We start from the raw sequence: 15583 nt of genomic DNA, 5'->3' as shown, positions 1-15583 counted from the left end.
ACTGCATCAGGGCCTGCGGTACAGGCTGCGGAACAGGGCATGGCGGGGCGCCAGCAGCGCGCGCTCGCCGGGATCGGGGCGGTAGACGGTGTCGACGGGTGGGGCCTGGCAGACCTCGTTCAGCGGCGCACCGACCGCCAGGGCGCCCAGGCGGGCCGCCCCCAGCGCGCCACCGACCGCCGAGCCGCCGTGGGTGACGATCTGAACGTCCAGCGCGCTGGCCAGCATCTGGGCCCAGAAACCGCTGCGCGCGCCGCCACCGACCAGCGACAGGCGGGCGACCGAGCTGCCGGCGGCGTTCAGCGCGGCCAGGCCGTCCTGAAGGCCGAAGCTCACACCCTCCATCACCGCGTAACCGAGGCGCGCGGCGTCGGTGTCGAAATCGAGGCCGTTGAAACTGCCGCGCACCCGCGCGTCGTTGTGCGGCGTGCGTTCGCCGCTGAGGTAGGGCAGAAACAGCGGTGAGGCCGCGCGCGCGTCCAGCGGCAGCGCCGCGGCACGGGCCGCCACCTCGCCAGCATTGCCCGCGCCCAGCAGGTCCGAAACCCATTGCAGTGCGCTGGCGGCCGAGAGCATCACGCTCATCTGGTGCCAGCGTTCCGGCACCGCGTGGCAGAAGGCGTGCGTGGCGCTCGCGGCGTTGGGCTGGTAGTCGGGGGTGACGACGAACAGCACACCGCTGGTGCCCAGCGACAGGAAGCCCTGCCCGGGCTGCACCGCCCCCATGCCGACCGCGCTGGCGGCGTTGTCGCCCGCCCCGCCGGCCACCACCGTGCCGGGCTGAAGACCCAGCGCCTGCGCCACGTCGGCGCGCAACCGCCCGCTGGCTTCGCTGCCCTCGACCAGGCGGGGCATGTGAGCGCGCGTGAGCCCGGTCAGCGCCAGCAGCTCGTCGGACCAGGCCCGCCGCCGCACGTCGAGCCAGAGCGTGCCGCTGGCGTCCGAGAAGTCGCTGACGTGTTCGCCGGTCAACATCAGGCGCACATGGTCCTTGGGCAGCAGCACCTTGGCCACGCGCTGGAAGATGTCGGGTTCGTGGCGCGCCACCCAGCGCAGCTTGGGCGCGGTGAAGCCGGGCATCGCCAGGCTGCCACCCAGGTCGCTGAGCGTCGGCAGCTCGGCCATCATCTCGGCGCACTCGGTGGCACAGCGCGTGTCGTTCCACAGGATCGCCGGCCGCAGCACCTGGTCTTGCGCGTCGAGCAGCACGGCGCCGTGCATCTGGCCCGACAGGCCGATGGCCACGGTTGCCGCGTACTCGCGCGGATGCGCCGCGCGCAGGCCCGCCAGCGCCGCCTGCGTCGCCGTCCACCAGTCGGCCGGGTCCTGCTCGCTGTGGCCGGGGTGGGGTCGCGACACCGTGAGCGCCGAGCCCGCCGACCCGATGACGCGGTGGTCCGGGCCGAGCAGCAGGGCTTTCACCTCGGAGGTGCCAATGTCGATGCCGATGTACATAGATAAAACAGGAAATCAGTGAAGGGCTTGGTGCGCCGTGAAATCGGGAAGGGGTTCGGGTTCGCCCGGCGCGGCCGTCACGGCGCGCGCGTGCATCGGCCGAAGGTCGTGGTGCAGCACCAACGCGGCCGCGCCGACGGCCGAGGCCAGCAGCCCGTAGCGCGCGGGCCGCACCATCGGCGCGGGCACGCCGGCGCTGGCCGCGTAGGCCTCCAGCGTGTCGCGGGCCTGGCGCACGATGCCGGGGTGGCGCTCGCACGACGGCCCGCCGACCACCAGGGCCCCGGGGTTGAAGGTGGTCCAGAGGTTCTGCAGCACGACGCCGAGGAACACGCCGCCTTGCGCCGGGTCGGGCAGGCGGTCCAGCGCCCTGGCGCCGAAAAAGGTTTCGGCGCAGCCCTTGCGTCCGCAGGAGCAGGCCGGTCCGTCGAACTGCAGGATGCTGTGGCCGATTTCACCGGCCATGCCCTGCAGCCCGGTGAACAGGCGGTCGTTGAGCACGATGCCGGCACCGACGCCGACGCCGCAGGTCACAAAGATCAGCGAGTCCACCACATCGCCCTCCGCGAACTCGTATTCGCTGAGCGCGGCGGTGTCGGCTTCGTTCTGCACGTGCACCGCCACCGGCGGCGCGCCCGCCTCGGCCAGCGCGCGGGTGATCAGCGGCAGAAAGCCCACGTTGCGCCAGCCCAGGTTGGGCGCGAAACGCACCGTGCCCGTGGCTTCGTCGAACGCGCCGGGCAGGCCGATGCCGATGCCCGAGACCACCACCGAGCGCGCGGCGAGCGCTGCGTGCGCGAGCACCACCAGCCGCGCCACCTGCTGGCACACCGGGCCGGGCGCATGATCGACCAGCGCTTCCTCGATCGACCACAGCACCTCGCCGGTGAGCGACACGCCCACCACCCGCAGCGCCTCGACCGCGATTTCGACGCCGATCATCGCGCGGCGGCTGCCGTCGATGCGCAAGGGCGTCGAGGGGCGGCCCAGGCCCTTGGCGGCGGCGAGGCCGGTTTCGGCGATCCAGCCCTCGTCGATCAGCTCACGCACGAGCTGGCTCACGGTCGATTTGGTCAGCCCGCTTTCCTGCGCGAGCTGCGCCCGCGAGAGGCCGCTGTGGTGCCTCAGCAGGCGCAGCAGCACGCTGCGGTTGATGCGTTTGACCAATTGCTGGTCGCCGGTGGTTTTCATGTGGTGGTCGTGGAAAGCACCGGGCCGCCGAGGCCGTGGTCCTGCGCTTTTCCCTCGGGTTGTTTGCCAGCGATGATCATGCCAAGGACCTCGTCCTCGGTGACCTCGGTGGTCCGGTGGGTGCCGACCAGTCGGCCGTTTTTCATCACCGCCAGCCGGTCGCTCAGGCCGAACACGTCTGGCATGTCGTGGGTGATCAGAAAGATGCCCACGCCCTCGGCCTTCAGCTGGCGCACGAGGTTGCCCACCATCGCCGTCTCTTCCGGCCCCAGCGCGGCGGTGGGCTCGTCCATGATCAGGATGCGCGCGTTGAAGTAGATGGCGCGCGAGATCGCCACCACCTGCCGCTGTCCGCCCGAGAGGCGGCGCACCGGCGTGCTGACGTTCTTGAAGTTCTTGTTCAGACGATGGAACACCTTGCGCGCCTCGGCGTCCATGCGGTGGTCGTCCAGCGTGTTCCAGCGCGTGAGCAGCTCGCGCCCGAGGAACAGGTTGGCCACCGCGTCGAGGTTGTCGGCCAGCGCCAGCGTCTGGTAGATCGACTCGATGCCGCAGCGCTGGGCATCGACCGGCGTGCGGATGTGGGCCTTCTCGCCGTTGATCAGCACCTCGCCACTGTCGATGGGGTAAGCCCCGGCGAGCATCTTCATCAGCGTCGATTTGCCCGCGCCGTTGTGGCCGAGCAAGGCCACCACCTCACCGGGGTGCAGGTTGATCGACACGCCGTCCACCGCACGCACGCCACCGAACGACTTGCCGATCTGGCGCATTTCCACCAAAGGAGCGGTCATGCCGTGTCTCCCGTCATGCGGCGGTACACCACGTCGAACACCACGGCCACGATCAGCACCTGGCCGATGATCACGTAGCGCAGGCCGATGGAGATGTCCAGCAGCAGCAGGCCGCTGTCGATGCTCTGCATGATCAGCGCGCCCAGCACCGAGCCCAGGATCGAGCCGCTGCCGCCGGCGAGCGAGGTGCCGCCGATGACCGCCGCCGCGATCACGTACAGCTCCATGCCGGTGCCCAGCGAGTTGGTGCCGGCGTTCAGGCGCGCGATCGACACCATCGCCGCGATGGTGATGAGCACACCCATCAGCGCAAACAGCATCAGCGTCACCCGGCGCACCGGGATGCCGACCAGCGCCGCCGCCTCTGGGTTGCCGCCCATGGCGAACACGTAGCGCCCGAAGCGCGTGCGGTGCACGATGAACGACAGCACCAGCGCCACGCCGCCCCAGATCAGCACCGGGATCGGCACGCCCTGCGGCGCGTCCTTGGTGGCGATCTGGTAGGCGTTCATGGTCGCGACAAAGCCCACCACGATCAGCGCCGGCACCGCCGCGACCAGCGCGTCCAGCCACAGTGGCGGGTTGGGCACGTCGTACGAGGCCTTGGCGCGCCGCCGCAGCACCGTCTGCAGGCACAGCGCCGCCACCAGCACGGCGGCCAGCACCCAGCTGGCCTGCACGCCGATGGCGCCGTCGAAGCCCCCACCAAGCCGCTGGAAGAACAGGTCGTTGACCGGCTGCGTCTTGCCGTCGGCCACCAGGAAGGCCGCGCCGCGGAACGACATCAGGCCGCCCAGCGTGACCACGAACGACGGCACGCCCAGCATCGCCGTCAGCGCGCCCTGGTAGACCGACACCGCGATCGCCACCCCCAGCCCGGCCAGCGAGGCCTCGACCCAATGCCAGCCGGCGGTGTACATCAGCGTGGCGATCAGCACGCCGACAAAACCCATCACCGAGCCCACCGAGAGGTCGATGTGGCGCGCCACGATCACGAGCACGACCACGGTGGCCACGATGCCGACCACCGCCGTCTGCTGCGCGATGTTGTAGAGGTTCTCGGGCGAGAGAAACAGGCCGCCCGAGAGGATGTTGAACACGGTGGCGGTCGCCACCAGGACGAGCCCCATCAGCACCAGCCGCCAGTCGATGGCCAGCTGTCTCAGGACATTGGAATCAGGGCTCACAAACGCACTCCGTCGATAAAAAAGACCGCAGGCTGAACCAGCCTGCGGTCCGAAGGCCTCCATCCATCAGGAGATCAAACAACTCACTTGCAGGCGGCCGGCCCTTTCGCGCCGTCCACACCCTTGCACAGGTCGTCCTTCTTGATCCAGCCGGCCTTGACCACGAGGTCCAGGTTCTTGGCCGTGACCGGCACCGGCTTGAGGAACTGGGCCTGCAGGGCTATCTTCTTTTCGCCGCCGTTCCAGGTCTGCGCCGAGGCCACCTTCTGGCCCTTGGCCAGGGACACCGCAGCGGAGGCGGCATCGCGGCCGAGGTCGCGTGCGTCTTTCCAGACCGACACGGTCTGCGAACCCATGGCGACGCGGTTGAGCGCCGCGTGGTCGCCGTCCTGGCCCGAAACCGGAATGCCCTTGATGCCCTTGGCGCTCAGTGCCGCCACGACGCCGCCGGCCGTGCCGTCGTTGGAGGCCACCACGGCGTCGATCTTGCCGCCGGTCTTGGTGATGATCTGCTCCATGTTCTTCTGCGCCACTTCGGGCTTCCAGCCGTCGGTGTATTCCTCGCCAACGATCTTGATGTCACCCTTCTTGATCGCCGCGTCCAGCACCTCTTGCTGTCCGCCGCGCAGGAAGTTGGCGTTCGGGTCGGTGGGCGAGCCTTTGATCATCACGTAGTTGCCCTTGGGCTTGGCTTCGAGCACGGCGCGCGCCTGCATGCGGCCCACCTCGACGTTGTCGAAGGTGATGTAGAACACGCCGGGCGCTTCGATCAGGCGGTCGTAGGCCACCACCGGGATCTTCTGCTGGCCGGCCTTGTTGACCGCCGGCAGGATCGCGTCCTTGTCCATGGCCAGGATGATGAGCACCTTGGCGCCCTTGGCGATCAGCGAGTCCACGTCCGACAGCTGCTTCTCAGGCGAGCCGCCCGCGTCGGCGCTGATGTAGCTGGCGCCCAGCTTGGTGAGTTGGTCCTTGATCGCCTTCTCGTCGGTCTTCCAGCGCTCTTCCTGGAAATTGGACCAGCTCACGCCCACGACCTGGGCAAACGCGCCGGCGCTGGCCAGACCCAGCGCCAGGGCGGTCAAAGTTGTCTTCAGTTTCATTCTTGTCTCCTGTGAACGGCCTGCGCACCAGGCCATGGTTTTTGAACGGATTGTGGGATGCATCGTGTCGCTGGCCCCTCGCTCAAGCCACTTAGTGCGGACGACGAACTAATTATTCAACCGCTGCTGCCCGGACACCAATTGGGACAAACCCGACATAGTTTGTTGATTGAACTTAATAAGATGCACCGAAACCCATCCCGTTCAAAAGGTCCCGCGTGCGTCCGATCCGCTCACTCCTGCCCGGTCTCTGTGTCTGCCTGACCCTGGGACCGCCGGCGCTGTCCGACGCCGCCGGGCCACCGCCAGCGGTGCCGCGCTTCGCCGAAGAGACCGAGAGCGCCGGTCTGCAAAGCCGCTTCGAGGGCGACGACGAATACGTCGTGGGTGGTGGCGTCGCGACCTTCGACTGCGACAGCGACGGGCTGCCCGATCTGTATGTGACGGCGGGCGTCGGCAAGGCCCGCTTCTACCGCAACCGCAGCCTGCGCGGGCAGGCCCTGAAACTGCAGGAACACCGCTCGGGGCTGGAGACCACCAACGCCATCGGTGCCTACCCGCTGGACATCGACGGCGATGGCAACACCGACCTGGTGGTGCTGCGGGTGGGCGAGGTGCAGGTGTTCCGGGGGCTGGGCCAGTGCCGCTTCGAGCCGGCCAACGGGGCCTGGGGCCTGCGCACCGGCAACGGCTGGCACACCGCGATGTCGGCCACCTGGGAACGCGGCCAGCGCTGGCCGACGCTGGCCATCGGCACCTACACCGACCGCAGCAGACCCGACTTTCCCTGGGGCAGCTGCACCCCGGCCCTGCTGATGCGGCCCCGGGCGGAGGGCGGCTACCTGCCCGCCACGCCGCTGATGCCCGGGCACTGCGCGCTCTCGATGCTGTTTTCCGACTGGAACCGTTCGGGCACCGCGTCGCTGCGCGTGAGCAACGACCGCGAGTACTACAAGGGTGGCGAAGAACAGCTCTGGCGCATACCCGCGGGCGGCGCGCCCGAACGCTACGGCCCGGCCGACGGCTGGAAGCCGCTGCAGATCTGGGGCATGGGCATCGCCAGCCACGACCTGACGGGCGACGGTTACCCCGAGCTGTTCCTCACCAGCATGTCCGACAACAAGCTGCAGACCCTGGAGGCCGGGCCGGCACAGCCGCGCTACACCGACACCGCCTTCAAGCGCGGCGCCACTGCGCACCGACCGTATGTGGGAGGTGACGTGCGGCCCTCCACCGCCTGGCACGCCCAGTTCGCCGACCTCAACAACGACGGCCGGGCCGACCTGTTTGTGGTGAAGGGCAATGTCTCTTCCATGCCGGACTTTGCGGCACTCGACCCGAACAACCTGCTGCTGCAGGCCGCCGACGGCCAGTTTGTCGAAGCCGGCCACACCGCAGGCCTCGCCAGCGTGCTGCGCGGGCGCGGTGGCCAGGTGGTGGACTTCAACGGCGACGGTCTGCTGGACGTGGTGGTGGTCAACCGGGGCGACCGCGCGCAGCTGTGGCGCCAGCTGCCCAGCAGCCCCGCCGAACAGGCGCACTGGCTGCAGCTGCGGCTGCGGCAGGACGGTGGCAACCACGACGCCGTGGGCGCCTGGGTCGAGGTGCGCTCGGGCACGGACGGCAGCGCCACCGTGCAGCGCCAGGAGCTGACCGTGGGCGGCGGCCACGCCAGCGGCCACCTGGGCTGGATGCACTTCGGCCTCGGCGCGGCGGGCCGCGCGCAAGTTCGCGTGCAGTGGCCCCACGGCGACTGGACCGCCTGGCAACCCGTCGAGGCCGACCGCTTCTACACGGCCAGCCCAGCGGGCCTGACCTTCTGGAGGGCACCATGATCCGCCGCACCCTGGCCGCGTGGCTGCTCGCGCTGTGTGCCATCGGCGTCGCCGGGCGCGCCATGGCGCAGACACCGCCCAACCCCTCGCTCCCGGCCGAAACCTACAGCGCCGAGGTGGCCACCGAGTGGTTTGCCCTGGCGCAGCAGCTCACCCAGCAGACCCCGGGCATGAGCCCACCGGTGGCCTCGCGCGCGCTCGCCTACCTGAGCCTGACGCTGTACGAATCGGTGGTGGCGGGCATGCCGGGCCACCGCAGTCTGGCGGGCCAGCTCAACGAGCTGCAGTCGCTCCCCTGGGCGCAGCCCGACGAGGTCTTGCATTGGCCCACCGTGGCCCACTCGGCCATGGCGGGCATGACGCGCATGATGTTTCCCCACGCGAGCGCCGAGAACCGCACGCGCATCGACCTGCTCGAACGCAGCCTGCCGCAGAAGCTGGCGCGCGACTTTGATCCACAGGTGATCGGCGCCGAGGTGCGCACCCGCTCAGAAACCTTTGGCAAGCTGATGGCGATGGCCATCATGACCTGGGCGCGCACCGACGGTGGCCACGAGGCCTGGGGCCCGCTGCGCCGCCAGCAGTCGACCTATGTGCCACCCAGCGGTGCCGGTCAGTGGACACCGACACCCCCCAACTTCGCCCCCGCCCTGCTGCCGTGGTGGGGCGATGTGCGCCCGTTTGCACTGCCGCGCGCCGATGCCTGCCCGGCCCCTCCCCCACCGGCCTACTCGGAACAGGCCGGCTCGGCGTTTCAGCAGGAGGCCGAAGAGGTCCACCGCATCAGCCGTGCGGCCACGCAAGAGCAGCGGCAGTTCTCCCTGTACTGGGCCGACGATCCGCTGAAAACGCCCACGCCGGCCGGCCACTGGTCTTTCATCGCCACCGACCTGCTCAAAGACCACAAGGCCAGCCTGGCCCGGGCGGCCCGGGTCTACGCGCGCCTGCACCTGGCGATGGCCGACGCCTTCATCGCCACCTGGAAAACCAAGTACACGGTCAACCTGATGCGCCCGGTCACCGCCGTGCAACTGACGATCGACAGCCAGTGGGTGCCGACGCTGATGAACACCCCGCCATTCCCCGAATACCCCTCCGGCCACTCGGTGCTGTCGTCTGCGGCGGCGGGGGTGCTGGAGCACGAGTTCGGCGCTCGCACCCGCTTCACCGACAACGCCCACAACGACCGGGGCTGGGGGCCGCGCAGCTTTGCCAGCTTCCGCGCGGCGGCGGACGAGGCCGCGGTCTCGCGCCTCTACGCGGGCATCCACTTCCGCAGCGGCATTGAAAGCGGCAAGACGCAGGGCCGCTGTGTGGCCGAACGCGTGATCGGCCTGGCCATGGCGCCCTGATCGCAGCTGCTCCCACACGGCGGGTTCGTGGCCCTTCTCCTTCGCTGGTAGGCTCGTCAGGCCATCCAGGAGGAGCCCCGCCTTGTCAGACGAACACCCAACCACCACCGACGCTTTACCGACACCGAGGGAGACCCGTCCCACGCCCGCCGTGCCGTCACCGGAAGCGCAGGCCGGTCTGTGGGCCCGGCAGGCCTGGCGCGCCGCCACCGGCCGGCGACTCGGCGACCTGCCACACACGGTCAGGCCCGCCGCGCTGCTGCTGGCGGTGCTGGCCTACCAGCTGCTGGCGCTCGCCGGGGAACGCCTCCTGATCCCTGGCGAGGCCGCGTTTTCACTGCCCGGCTGGCTGTATGGCCTGGTGCCGTGGGCCTTTGTCGTGTTGCTGAGCTGGCTGGCGATGCACGCGCGCTCGCAGTCCACCCGCCATGCCATGCCCACGGCGGCCTGGGTGCTGCTGTACGCCCTCGCCTCTTTGCCACTGATCGGGGTCTCGATCCTCTGGGCGAGCCTGTGGGTTCACGAGCAACTGCCCGTGTGGCTGATGAACCAGCACACCTCGTGGGTCTTGTTCGGGGTGATGACCGGCTGGCTGGGTGTCTGTGTGTGGCGCATCACGCAGCGCTTGCAGCCCCACCCGGGCTGGCTGGCTTTTGCGGTCATCTCCCTGATGGGCTTGCAGGTGGTCGAAACCCTCTCGCTGAACAGTTCTTCGTGGGTAGCCACTGCGTCTGACGAAGTCGACCGTCCCGTTCTGACGCTCAGCCAGGAGGTGTTCGAGGCCCAGGAGATGCTGCTGGACCAGGCACTGGCGGGCGTTCCAGGGGAGAGCGCCGCCGAGATCCAGGTCTTTGGCCTGGTGTACGCGCCCTACGCGCAAGACGTCTTCCTGCGCGAGAGCGCCATGGTCAGCGATGTCATGCAGCAGCGGCTGGACGCGAAAGACCGGGTGGTCCAACTGCTGAACCACGCCTCGGCCACGCAGGCCACGCCCTGGGCCACGCCGAGGAACCTGCAGAAGGCGATCCAGGCGGTCGCCCAGAAAATGCGCCGAGAGCAGGACGTGCTGGTGCTCTACATCACCTCGCACGGCGGCGCCGACCACCGCATCGCATCGTCCCACTGGCCTCTGGAGGTCAACGACCTGACGGCCGCGCAGGTGCGCCAGTGGCTCGACGAGGCCGGCATCCGCCACCGGGCCATCGCGATCTCGGCGTGTTACTCGGGCGGCTGGGTCGCGCCCCTGCGCGGCGAGGGCACGCTGGTGATGACCGCCGCCGACGCCGACCACACCTCCTACGGCTGCGGCAACAAGTCGGAGCTGACCTTTTTCGGGAGGGCGGTGTTCGACGAGGCCTTGCGGCGCACCCGCTCGCTGGAAGACGCCTTTGCCCAGGCGGTGCCAGTGATCCGCCAGCGCGAAACCGACGCCAGAAAGACCGATGGTTTTTCCAATCCGCAGATCCATGCGGGAGCTGCCTTCAAGGCGCACTGGGCGCGGTGGATGACGGCACAAGGCCGCTGACACGTCAAAAAAAACGGCACCCTCGGGTGCCGTTGTTCCATCAGGAGGCGCCGGGGTCAGCGCATCATGCCTTCCAGTTTGATCGTGTCCGCCACGAACGCGCGGATGCCTTCGGCCAGCTTCTCGGTCGCCATCGCGTCCTCGTTCATCGCAAAGCGGAAACCGGCTTCGTCGTACTGCACGAACGGAATGTCCATCGCCTTCGCGGCCTCGGCGTCCAGCGCCCGGGGCAAGGCCGCCTCGCTGGCCGCCAGCTGGGCCAGCAGGTCCGGGCTGATGGTCAGCAGGTCGCAGCCGGCCAGTGCCGTGATCTGGCCCACGTTGCGAAAGCTCGCGCCCATCACCTCGGTGGCGATGCCGTGCTTCTTGTAGAAGTGGTAGATCGCGCGCACCGATTTCACGCCCGGGTCGTTGGCGCCCGCCATCGCGGCTTCGTCCCAAGCAGCGCCAGCGCTCTTTTTGTACCAGTCGTAGATGCGGCCCACGAAGGGCGAGATCAGCTGCACCTTGGCCTGACCGCAGGCCACGGCCTGGGCGAATGAGAACAGCAGCGTCAGGTTGGTGTGGATGCCATCGCGCTCCAGGCGGGCCGCGGCCTGGATGCCTTCCCAGGTGGAAGCGATCTTGATCAGCACACGGTCGATGTGCACCCCCTCGCCCTGGTACAGGTCGATGATGCGGCGCGCGCGCGTCACGGTGGCTTCGGTGTCGAAGCTCAGGCGGGCGTCCACCTCGGTGGAGACGCGACCGGGGATGTGTTTCAGGATCTCGCAGCCAAACGCCACGAGCAGGCGGTTCATCACCTCGTCCGGGCCCTGGCTGCCGTGTTTCGCCACCGCATCCTTGAGCAGGTGGGCGTATTCGGGCTTCTGCACCGCCTTCAGGATCAACGACGGGTTGGTGGTCGCATCGCGCGGGGAAAAGGCCGCGATCTGGTTGAAGTCGCCGGTGTCAGCGACCACGGTGGTGAGTTGTTTGAGTGCGTCAAGCTGGTTCATGTCGCGATTATCAGGTGTAATAAGGTTTCATGATAACTCGGTAACTCAGAGACAACGCCATGCTCGACCGCATCAAAGCCTCCCTGCCCTCGCTCGCGCCCGCCGAACAGCGCGTGGGCAAACTCGTGTTGCTCGACCCGCGCAGTTTTGCCAGTTTGCCCGTGTCGGAGCTCGCCGAACGGTCCCACGTGAGCAAGCCCACCGTGGTGCGTTTCTGCCGCAGCATGGGCTACGACGGCCTGTCGGATTTCAAGCTCAAGCTGGCCGGCACGGTCAGCGAAGGTGTGCCTTTCATCCACCGCAGCGTGGACGTGGACGACAAGGTGGGCGACGTGCTGGTGAAGGTGATCGACAACACGGTGGCTGCGTTCCTGAAGTACCGCAACGACGCGTCCACGCACTCCATCGAAAAAGCGGTCGATGCGCTGCTCGCCACCTACAAGAACCGGGGCCGCATCGAGTTCTACGGCGCTGGCAACTCGGGCATCGTGGCCCAGGACGCACAACACAAGTTCTTCCGCCTCGGCATCAACGCCATCGCCTACAGCGACGGCCACATGCAGGTGATGAGCGCCTCGCTGCTCGGCCCGGGCGACTGCCTGGTGATCGTCTCCAACTCGGGCCGCACGCGCGACCTGATGGACGCCGCCGACATCGCGCGCAAGCACGGCGCCACGGTGATCGTGATCACCGCCAGCGGTTCACCGCTCGCGACCGCCGGCCACATCCACCTTTCAGCCGACCACCCCGAGGGCTACGACCGCTACAGCCCCATGACCTCGCGCCTGATGCACCTGATGGTGATCGACGTGGTGGCCACCTGTCTCGCGCTGCGCATCGGCGGCAACAAGCTGCAACCGCTGCTGAAGGAGATGAAGAACAACCTGAGAAGTAAAAGATACGCTTGACCGTGCGCGTTGCGCACAGGTCAAGCGTCCCCCTGCGCCGCTTCGCGTCTTCCCCCAGAGGGGGACGATGCCTGCGGCTCGGCGCAGCCGAAGCCACGGCATCCTGGCCTTGAAGACACTTCGCTCCACTTTCTCAGGACAACGGGTGCTTCCCGCAGCGAAATAAAGGAGGAGGCCGCAGGCCGGGGGACATTCGCGGAGGGGAGCGCCCGTTGTCCGCGCCAACGCCCATCTGTCTGAGCGTCAGATGCGCCCTTCTTCCACCGCGTGACAGGCCACTCGCGCATCCCCAACACCCAACAAAACGGGCCGCTCGTTGCGACACCGCTCGTTCGCATGCGGGCACCGAGGATTGAACGCACAACCCGTGGGCGGGTTCAGCGGGTTCGGCACTTCGCCCGACACGGGCACGCGCGCCCGCCCGGTGTCGTGCATCTTCGGGATCGCGTCCAGCAACATACGCGTGTAGGGATGGCGTGGGCTGTCGAACAGCGTGTACTTCGGCGCCAGCTCCACCAGCCGCCCCAGGTACATCACGCCCACCTGGTCGCTCACGTGCCGAACCACCGCCAGGTTGTGGCTGATGAACAGGTAGGTCAGGCCCCGCTCGCGCTGCAGGTCTTTCATGATGTTCAGCACCTGCGCCTGCACGCTCACGTCCAGCGCGCTGGTGGGCTCGTCGCACACCAGAAACTCAGGCTGCGTGGCCAGGGCCCGCGCGATCGAGATGCGCTGACGCTGCCCGCCCGAGAACTGGTGCGGGTACTTCGAGGCGTCCTGCGGCGACAGGCCCACCGAATGCAGCAGCTCATCGACCCTCGCACGCAGGGCAGCGGGCTCGGACGCGATGCCGTGTTCGATCAACGGCTCGGCCACGATGTCCTGCACCCGCCAGCGCGGGTTCAGGCTCGCGTACGGGTCCTGAAAAATCATCTGGATGCGACGGCGCAGCTGGCGGCCTTGCGGCGTCTTGAACGCGGCGTGTGCCTCTTGCCCATCGAACTGAAAGCCGCCGCGCGTGGGCTCGTACAGGCCCACCAGCAGGCGCGCGACCGTGCTCTTGCCACAGCCCGATTCGCCCACCAGCGCCAGCGTCTGGCCGCGCTGGATGTCGAACGACACACCGTCCACCGCGCGCAGCAGCTGGCGCGGCTGGCGCTCCAGCACGCGATTGAGCCAGGGCGCCGACACGTCAAAGGTCTTGGCCAGGTCCGTGGCGCGCACCAGCGGGTGGTTGTCCGGGCGGTCGTTGTTCATGGAGCCCCCTCGCCGGGTTCACCGGGCAGCCAGCAAGCCGCCCGCGTGGCACCCGCCGGCATCAGGTCCGGGCGCTGGGTGCGGCAGCGGTCCATCACGCGGTCACAACGCGGGTGGTAGGCGCAGCCCGGGGGAATCGCGTTCAGGCGCGGCATGGCACCGTCGATCTGGTGCAGATGCTCGCGGTCCTGACCCATGTCGGGGATGCAGGCCATCAGGCCCCTGGTGTACGGGTGGGCGGGGTGGTTGATGACCTCGTGCACCGGGCCGATCTCGGCGATGCGCCCGGCGTACATCACGGCCACGCGGTCGCAGGTCTCGGCGATCACGCCCATGTCGTGCGTGATCAACACCACCGCCGCGCCGCGTTCTTTGCAGATGGTCTTGAGCAGGGTGATGATCTGCGCCTGGATCGACACGTCCAGCGCCGTGGTCGGCTCGTCGGCCACGATGAGCTTGGGCTCGGCCGCCAGCGCGAGCGCGATCACCACGCGCTGGCGCATGCCGCCGCTGAACTGGTGCGGGAAATGGTGAATGCGCTGCTCGGGCGCCGGGATGCCGGTGTCGCGCAGCAACTGGATGGCGCGCTGCCGCGCCTCGGCCGGGTTCACCGGCAGGTGGGTGGTGATGGTCTCGATGAGTTGGCGCCCCACCGAATACAGCGGGTTCAGCGAGGTCAGCGGGTCCTGGAAGATCGCGCCGATCTGGCGGCCACGCACCTTGCGCAGTTCGGCGAACGGCAGGTTGTCGATGCGGCGGCCGTCGAGCAGGATCTCGCCCGACGCCACGCGCCCCGGTGGCTCCAGCAGGCCGATGATGGACGCGCCTGTGAGTGACTTGCCTGCACCCGATTCGCCCACCACGCCGAGGATTTCGCCGGGGGCGATGTCGAAAGAGATGTCGTCCAGCGCGCGCAAGGTACCGCGACGGTGCGGGAACTCGACGACGAGGTTTTTGACTTGAAGCAGACTCATCGCAATCTGGGGTTGAGCGCATCGCGCAGCCAGTCGCCCAGCAGGTTCACGCTCAGTGCGATCAGCACCAGCATGGCACCAGGGAAGATGGTGATCCACCACTCGCCGGAGAACAGGTAGTCGTTGCCGTTGCGGATGAGCGTGCCCAGCGAGGGGGATGTCACCGGCGCGCCAACGCCCAGGAACGACAGCGTGGCCTCGGTGATGATGGCGGTGGCCACCTGGATCGTGGCGAGCACCAGCACCGGCCCCATCACATTGGGCAGCACATGTCGGCGCATGATGCGCAACGGCGGCACGCCCGTGACGCGCGCGGCCTGCACGTATTCCTTGCTGCGCTCCACCAGCGTGGAACCACGCACCGTGCGCGCGTACTGCACCCAGCCCGTGAGGGTGATGGACACCACCAGCACGCCGAACGCCAGGGCATCTTGCGCGCCCGGAAACAGCGCCCGCCCCACACCCGCGATCAGCAAAGCGATGAGGATGGGCGGAAACGACAGCATCACGTCGCACAGCCGCATCAGCACGGTGTCCGTCCAGCCCCCCAGATAGCCCGCCAGCAAGCCCAGCGACACGCCAATCAGCACCGACAACACCACGGATGACATCCCCACGGCCAGCGAGATGCGCGCGCCGTACATCAGCGCCGAGAGGATGTCTCGGCCCTGGTCTTCCGTGCCCAGCCAGAACTGCGAGCTGCCGCCCTCCATCCAGGCCGGCGGCAGGCGCGCGTTCGACAGCTCCAGGGTCGCCAGATCAAAAGGGTTGTGCGGCGCGACCCAGGGCGCAAACACCGCGCAGAACACACAGATGAACGCAATCAACGCCGCCACCATGGCGGTGGGCGAGGAGCGGAAACTGTGGCCGACGTCGCTGTCAAGCCAACGGCGAACAAAAGCCATCAACGAAGGCGCTTTCGATGTCGATGAACCAGCCTGTTGGCCGGTTTGCAGGGGAGTCGATCCAGAGCCAGCGCGGAACCGGCTTCGCCGGGCCGCTGCTGG

At 68.3% G+C, this 15583-nt stretch carries 13 protein-coding genes; 4 read left to right on the top strand and 9 right to left on the bottom strand.

Annotation, left to right across the window (positions count from 1 at the left end):
- Positions 1-6: 6 nt before the first annotated feature.
- The 5 genes from xylB to xylF all read right to left on the bottom strand — a co-directional run bounded on the left by xylB (position 7) and on the right by xylF (position 5727).
- Positions 7-1455, bottom strand: a complete 1449-nt coding sequence (gene xylB, locus IM738_RS01245; protein WP_236964097.1) for a xylulokinase — start codon at positions 1453-1455, stop codon at positions 7-9.
- A 15-nt stretch (positions 1456-1470) separates the two neighbouring features.
- Positions 1471-2646 carry an ROK family transcriptional regulator gene (locus IM738_RS01240; RefSeq protein ID WP_236964096.1) on the bottom strand — a complete coding sequence of 392 codons (1176 nt, stop codon included), beginning with the start codon at positions 2644-2646 and terminating at the stop codon, positions 1471-1473.
- Positions 2643-3437: an ATP-binding cassette domain-containing protein gene (locus tag IM738_RS01235; RefSeq protein ID WP_236964095.1), complete on the bottom strand. Its 795-nt coding sequence runs from the start codon at positions 3435-3437 to the stop codon at positions 2643-2645. Before IM738_RS01235 ends, IM738_RS01240 begins: the two co-directional genes overlap by 4 nt.
- A complete protein-coding gene (locus IM738_RS01230) occupies positions 3434-4567 on the bottom strand; it encodes a sugar ABC transporter permease (protein WP_336886570.1) in 1134 nt (377 codons plus the stop codon). Before IM738_RS01230 ends, IM738_RS01235 begins: the two co-directional genes overlap by 4 nt.
- Positions 4568-4707: 140 nt before the next feature.
- The gene (gene xylF, locus IM738_RS01225; RefSeq protein WP_236964093.1) at positions 4708-5727 is read right to left on the bottom strand and encodes a D-xylose ABC transporter substrate-binding protein; all 1020 of its coding nucleotides are present in this window, start codon (positions 5725-5727) and stop codon (positions 4708-4710) included.
- Positions 5728-5945: 218 nt separating this feature from the next.
- Between xylF and IM738_RS01220 the strand changes: the two genes are divergently transcribed.
- From IM738_RS01220 to IM738_RS01210, 3 genes are all read left to right on the top strand, one after another.
- Positions 5946-7562 carry a CRTAC1 family protein gene (locus IM738_RS01220; RefSeq protein ID WP_236964092.1) on the top strand — a complete coding sequence of 539 codons (1617 nt, stop codon included), beginning with the start codon at positions 5946-5948 and terminating at the stop codon, positions 7560-7562.
- Positions 7559-8914, top strand: coding sequence for a vanadium-dependent haloperoxidase (locus IM738_RS01215; protein ID WP_236964091.1), 1356 nt, complete (start codon positions 7559-7561; stop codon positions 8912-8914). Before IM738_RS01220 ends, IM738_RS01215 begins: the two co-directional genes overlap by 4 nt.
- Positions 8915-8996: 82 nt before the next feature.
- A complete protein-coding gene (locus tag IM738_RS01210) occupies positions 8997-10439 on the top strand; it encodes a C13 family peptidase (protein WP_236964090.1) in 1443 nt (480 codons plus the stop codon).
- Positions 10440-10495: 56 nt separating this feature from the next.
- Here IM738_RS01210 and tal read toward each other — a convergent pair whose 3' ends face one another.
- The gene (gene tal / locus IM738_RS01205) at positions 10496-11437 is read right to left on the bottom strand and encodes a transaldolase (RefSeq protein WP_236964089.1); all 942 of its coding nucleotides are present in this window, start codon (positions 11435-11437) and stop codon (positions 10496-10498) included.
- 59 nt (positions 11438-11496) lie between these two features.
- On the opposite strand from tal, the gene IM738_RS01200 reads away from it, so the two are divergent.
- Positions 11497-12345 (top strand): MurR/RpiR family transcriptional regulator, encoded by an 849-nt coding sequence (locus IM738_RS01200; protein WP_236964088.1) that lies wholly within the window; start codon positions 11497-11499, stop codon positions 12343-12345.
- A 243-nt stretch (positions 12346-12588) separates the two neighbouring features.
- On the opposite strand, the gene IM738_RS01195 is transcribed toward IM738_RS01200, so the two are convergent.
- From IM738_RS01195 to IM738_RS01185, 3 genes are read right to left on the bottom strand one after another with little or no spacing between them, the layout of a single operon-like run.
- The gene (locus IM738_RS01195; RefSeq protein ID WP_236964087.1) at positions 12589-13602 is read right to left on the bottom strand and encodes an ABC transporter ATP-binding protein; all 1014 of its coding nucleotides are present in this window, start codon (positions 13600-13602) and stop codon (positions 12589-12591) included.
- Positions 13599-14576: an ABC transporter ATP-binding protein gene (locus IM738_RS01190; RefSeq protein ID WP_236964086.1), complete on the bottom strand. Its 978-nt coding sequence runs from the start codon at positions 14574-14576 to the stop codon at positions 13599-13601. Before IM738_RS01190 ends, IM738_RS01195 begins: the two co-directional genes overlap by 4 nt.
- Positions 14573-15481 (bottom strand): ABC transporter permease, encoded by a 909-nt coding sequence (locus tag IM738_RS01185; protein WP_236964085.1) that lies wholly within the window; start codon positions 15479-15481, stop codon positions 14573-14575. Before IM738_RS01185 ends, IM738_RS01190 begins: the two co-directional genes overlap by 4 nt.
- Between the last annotated feature and the right edge of the window lie 102 nt (positions 15482-15583).

It is taken from the genome of Hydrogenophaga sp. SL48, assembly GCF_021729865.1.
In the GTDB taxonomy this organism is placed as follows: Bacteria; Pseudomonadota; Gammaproteobacteria; order Burkholderiales; family Burkholderiaceae_C; genus Hydrogenophaga.
The sequence above is the reverse complement of the archived record's forward strand: the minus strand, read 5'-3'. Positions and strand labels throughout refer to the sequence as shown.

Excerpts from the sequence above, each read along its gene's own strand:
- xylB (WP_236964097.1), bottom strand. The coding sequence starts at position 1,455 with ATGTACATCGGCATCGACATTGGCACCTCCGAGGTGAAAGCCCTGCTG.
- IM738_RS01240 (WP_236964096.1), bottom strand. The coding sequence starts at position 2,646 with ATGAAAACCACCGGCGACCAGCAATTGGTCAAACGCATCAACCGCAGC.
- IM738_RS01235 (WP_236964095.1), bottom strand. The coding sequence starts at position 3,437 with ATGACCGCTCCTTTGGTGGAAATGCGCCAGATCGGCAAGTCGTTCGGT.
- IM738_RS01230 (WP_336886570.1), bottom strand. The coding sequence starts at position 4,567 with ATGGGGCTCGTCCTGGTGGCGACCGCCACCGTGTTCAACATCCTCTCG.
- xylF (WP_236964093.1), bottom strand. The coding sequence starts at position 5,727 with ATGAAACTGAAGACAACTTTGACCGCCCTGGCGCTGGGTCTGGCCAGC.
- IM738_RS01215 (WP_236964091.1), top strand. The coding sequence starts at position 7,559 with ATGATCCGCCGCACCCTGGCCGCGTGGCTGCTCGCGCTGTGTGCCATC.
- tal (WP_236964089.1), bottom strand. The coding sequence starts at position 11,437 with ATGAACCAGCTTGACGCACTCAAACAACTCACCACCGTGGTCGCTGAC.
- IM738_RS01200 (WP_236964088.1), top strand. The coding sequence starts at position 11,497 with ATGCTCGACCGCATCAAAGCCTCCCTGCCCTCGCTCGCGCCCGCCGAA.
- IM738_RS01195 (WP_236964087.1), bottom strand. The coding sequence starts at position 13,602 with ATGAACAACGACCGCCCGGACAACCACCCGCTGGTGCGCGCCACGGAC.
- IM738_RS01190 (WP_236964086.1), bottom strand. The coding sequence starts at position 14,576 with ATGAGTCTGCTTCAAGTCAAAAACCTCGTCGTCGAGTTCCCGCACCGT.
- IM738_RS01185 (WP_236964085.1), bottom strand. The coding sequence starts at position 15,481 with ATGGCTTTTGTTCGCCGTTGGCTTGACAGCGACGTCGGCCACAGTTTC.